The sequence below is a fragment of the Prevotella sp. 20925_1_30 genome (assembly GCF_041433025.1).
GTDB classification, from domain to species: Bacteria; Bacteroidota; Bacteroidia; order Bacteroidales; family Bacteroidaceae; genus Prevotella; species Prevotella vespertina.
In genome coordinates, this window is sequence record NZ_JAPWAR010000056.1 from 1 (window position 1) to 3,184 (window position 3,184).

Annotated in this window: 5 protein-coding genes and 1 pseudogene; 1 reads left to right on the plus strand and 5 read right to left on the minus strand. The window is 37.9% G+C overall.

Annotated elements, in window-relative coordinates; translation table 11 throughout:
• Nucleotides 1–621, plus strand: a pseudogene (locus O3603_RS11880) (mobilization protein); the annotation flags it as partial.
• A gap of 320 nt (nucleotides 622–941) precedes the next feature.
• On the opposite strand, the gene O3603_RS11885 reads toward O3603_RS11880, so the two are convergent.
• The 5 genes from O3603_RS11885 to O3603_RS11905 form a co-directional block, all read right to left on the minus strand.
• Complete coding sequence (locus O3603_RS11885) at nucleotides 942–1,187, minus strand: hypothetical protein (RefSeq protein ID WP_371523035.1); 246 nt, start codon at nucleotides 1,185–1,187, stop codon at nucleotides 942–944.
• Nucleotides 1,188–1,249: 62 nt separating this feature from the next.
• Nucleotides 1,250–1,426 carry a hypothetical protein gene (locus O3603_RS11890; RefSeq protein ID WP_371523036.1) on the minus strand — a complete coding sequence of 59 codons (177 nt, stop codon included), beginning with the start codon at nucleotides 1,424–1,426 and terminating at the stop codon, nucleotides 1,250–1,252.
• A 49-nt stretch (nucleotides 1,427–1,475) separates the two neighbouring features.
• Complete coding sequence (locus tag O3603_RS11895; RefSeq protein ID WP_371523037.1) at nucleotides 1,476–2,054, minus strand: hypothetical protein; 579 nt, start codon at nucleotides 2,052–2,054, stop codon at nucleotides 1,476–1,478.
• A 19-nt stretch (nucleotides 2,055–2,073) separates the two neighbouring features.
• Nucleotides 2,074–2,328 (minus strand): hypothetical protein, encoded by a 255-nt coding sequence (locus O3603_RS11900; RefSeq protein WP_036895395.1) that lies wholly within the window; start codon nucleotides 2,326–2,328, stop codon nucleotides 2,074–2,076.
• 33 nt (nucleotides 2,329–2,361) lie between these two features.
• On the minus strand, nucleotides 2,362–2,613 hold the full coding sequence (locus O3603_RS11905) for a hypothetical protein (RefSeq protein ID WP_156787961.1): 252 nt from the start codon (nucleotides 2,611–2,613) through the stop codon (nucleotides 2,362–2,364).
• Nucleotides 2,614–3,184: the final 571 nt, after the last annotated feature.

The following is a 3,184-nucleotide window of genomic DNA, read 5'->3' on the forward strand; positions in this document are numbered from 1 at the left end:
GCAAAGGAAGTCAAAATCAAAAGGAAACATAAGAAAGCAAAAGCCAATCCCACAAGAGAGGAAACAAAGAGAGAACTACAAAGAATATGCTATACTCTACTTGAAAAGTACAAAAGTACAGGTATCATAGGACATTCTATGTTCCTCTATGAGTTGAACAAGCATGGAGTAACCATAGAGCGCATGAGGAACAAACAGGGCAAGGTCTATGGCTTGAAGTTCTCATACGGAGAATATGCGTTCAAGGCATCGGAAGTAGGCAGAGAGTTTGGCTACCGTTCTTTGCAAAAGAACTTCGAGGCAGATAAGAAAGCCGATACGAATATATCTGACCAAGTAATTCGCAAATCGTCAGAGCATACAGATACCAAGGAAGTAGGCTATCAGCTCGTACCCCCAAGCCGTTCATACAGTCCACCACCAACTAAGGAAACGCCAAAAATCGCACAAACTATAAGAGATATGGCAGATGCAGCCATCAGCACAGCCGATGATTTGGTGGAGGGAGTAGGCGGAATGATTACACCAACGACACATGGCGATGACTATGCCGAAACCGCATGGCAGCGCAAACTCAGAAACCAAGCTAACAGAAAGAAGAAGCGAGGGAGAGGATTATAGCAACTCCAACAGCAACAATCCAAAATGCAGATATGTGAATATTTCTTTGAAAATGCTTGTTATTCGGTAACAAAGTATTATCTTTGCAAACAGAATAACAAGCGTTCTTTGTTAGGCAGAAAACAGCAAAGCCAAGTAGCTCGCTCGTTTCCAAATTGTTACCTATTCAATTTTACAATCAAGGTAACTTCTTTGTTTTCAATTAGATACAATTTAATAATTATATTGCAGTGTTACTCGTTACTGATAACGCAACTACTCGTTATGGTTAACGACTCTATATGTTACTTTGAAACATATAGACTGATTAATGTAATAATTCAGGTTATCTCGTTGTCCTCATCGGGTATTATGAGGATACCGCTTGAAAGGGTGATAGGATACTTTACTGCCATTACTTTTGCATCTACATGACCATCACAAGTAGAGAGGTCAGCAATAACATAAGGGAAGTCAGCATACCAATGAAACTCCTTGTCGGTTTTATTGCGTAATGCTTCGTTTAGAACTCTTATTTCTTCTTCCTGGATAGAAGTATATTGGTGATAAAAATTTTGGTGTTGCATATTGTTGTTTGTAGAGGGACGATTACTCCCTCCGTTATCTATTACTCTTCATAACCCATGTCTTAAAACTGCTTTAAGCAAATCATACCTCCATTAAGGAGCAAATTTTTGTGTAAATTTGCTTGTCTATCCCTGTCAGCAGTAGCTGCATAATCATTATTGACATACACTTGTTGATAAATAACAGTTGCGTCTGGTGCTACAACTGTCAGAACTTTAATTGATGTTGGTATATTCATTTCATTGTCTTGTTTGTGGAGGGGTGGTTAATCCCCTCCGTTACCTTCTTTAAGCTACATACTTGAACTCATGAACATAGATGTAGTTTTCACTATCATCTTGTTCCTCGTTCCATTCATCTATATCTTTCATTGTCACCGATTCTTTCTTCAACAGTTGAGCCACATAAGCTAAAACTTGTTTTTCGGTGTCAAAATACTCACTAAAGTAATCTCCGTCGATGCAAATATCGACATAGTAGCTCTCCGTGAAATATTTACCATCACAATCATTAGTTGCATAGACTTCACAACCACATTCTTCAACAATGTAGTAGATGGTTAGCTCGGGCATGAGCTTTACCAAAAGATGACGAAAATCCGTTGCTCCCCATGCTTCTTCTGCCTCCAAGTGAAGAACACCATCTATGATTTCATACGTTTGAATAAAACCACGTAAATAGTTGTTCTTCATCTGCTCGTCTGTTGCTCCTAAAGCTTTAACGATATTGCCTTCCCATTCCTTTGAAGCGTTTGCTTCAACAGGCTTTGTATTGCCTTTCATAAAGCTGTTTATCACATTAGACACTCTCGCTAAATCGCTCTTGCTACCTTCGATAGCATAGCTTGTACTTGCCCAATTTGCCATATTCTATATCTTTAAATTGTTATTTCCCAAACTTAATTACATGCTCACAAATCTGTATTGCTAAATCATGAAAATTCGGTTGTTTCAATATACGCTTTAATGCCTGATTATTACGTGTTCTTACACATGTGTTGTTATCTAAGCAAAATGTATACCTCTTATCATATACTATTTTCATTCTTACTCCATTTACGGTTATCAACCCCTCTGTAACCTCCACCTCAAAAAAGCCTTTTCGCCCTGATGAATAAATACTATCTGCTACTTTAATCATATCTCATTTTATTTATGCTACAAAAACAAAATCTTATGACCATACTATACAAGGTTTTAGCTCCTTATACATAAGCTGTACCTTTCTTGACGAATATCGCCTTTTAATAACTCCTACAAGTTTACCATCTTGCATAATATTGTTTCCTTTGATTTGTACTTTCTCAGTAGCCAAAATCTTATAACTATGATACGAAGCCTCTCTTGTTGATAACATACCATAGTTACCTTTATCAATGGAAGCCATTATAACATCCAAGACTGCTTTCTTTATTTCCTGTTTCATATTCATATTATTTGAATGATACATTTCCCTTTCGTTCAACTACTATTGCAGCATCACTGTCGGGCTTTTAAATTTTACGTGCAAATAAGGTAGAAGGTCATTAGGAAGATAAGCAAAGTAATTTAAGGATATTCTCATGGAAAACCCAAATCTTTGATTTGCGGAAGGCTGCCGTGAGAATATTCTTAAATAGTGTTGCAGTACTTTGTGTTCTTACGACCTTGCTTACCTTTGCAAAGGAAAATTAAAGCCAGACTGTGTATGTAAGGAGTGTAAGCGATAACAAAGGATGCAGGGCTTCGCCCTAAACTAAAGGGTAAAGAATAGCAAAGTTGCCGTAGGCTTTAAAACAAGATACTGTCATAACCGCTCTCCCAAAGTCCCTTGAAAACCTTTGTCGAAATGCTTCGTAGAACATGAGACAGTGGTTTTCAAGGGATTAAAACAGCACTGTCTGTTTTAAGGGTTTCAGCGTAGCCTGTGTTCTGTAAAGCAGAAAGGATAAGCACACTCATGTATATGAGATAAGTGCGTTCCTGATGCTTTACAGGGCACTGGCGAAGCTGTGGGG